The 654-nt window shown below is 38.8% G+C and carries 1 protein-coding gene; it reads left to right on the top strand.

Annotated elements, in window-relative coordinates:
• A partial coding sequence (locus IDG60_RS28100; protein ID WP_481906113.1) for an oxidoreductase occupies window positions 1–654 on the top strand: 654 nt, incomplete at both ends.

Raw genomic sequence — 654 nt, 5'->3', positions numbered from 1 at the left:
CAAATGATGATGGTACTATTTCAGATGTAGAACTTCCTTATATTGAAAAGCGTTCACAAGATGTTGGTATTACAATTAATGCTGCGAGTAATGTGAGTGATGTCGGAAAAGCATTTCCAGGACAGCCGTCAATCGCGCATGACAGTGATATTGAAGGACTAAAACGATTAGCTACAGCAATGAAGAAAAACGGTGCCAAAGCACTCGTACAAATACATCATGGTGGTGCACAAGCATTGCCTGAATTAATACCTGATGGAGACGTCGTAGCACCAAGTCCAATTTCTTTAAAAAGTTTCGGTCAGAAACAAGAACATAGTGCTAGAGAAATGACGAATGAAGAGATTGAACAAGCAATCAAGGATTTTGGTGAAGCAACACGACGTGCAATTGAAGCAGGGTTTGATGGTGTTGAAATACATGGCGCGAATCATTACTTAATTCATCAATTTGTATCACCATACTATAATAGAAGAAATGATGTATGGGCAAATCAATATAAATTCCCGGTCGCTGTGATTGAAGAAGTGCTTAAAGCGAAAGAAGCGTATGGCAATAAAGACTTTATAGTTGGATACAGATTATCTCCAGAGGAAGCGGAGTCTCCAGGAATCACAATGGAAATTACAGAGGAACTCGTTAATAAAATTAGCC

This window comes from Staphylococcus sp. EG-SA-2 (genome assembly GCF_017152085.1).
The sequence above is the reverse complement of the archived record's forward strand: the minus strand, read 5'-3'. Positions and strand labels throughout refer to the sequence as shown.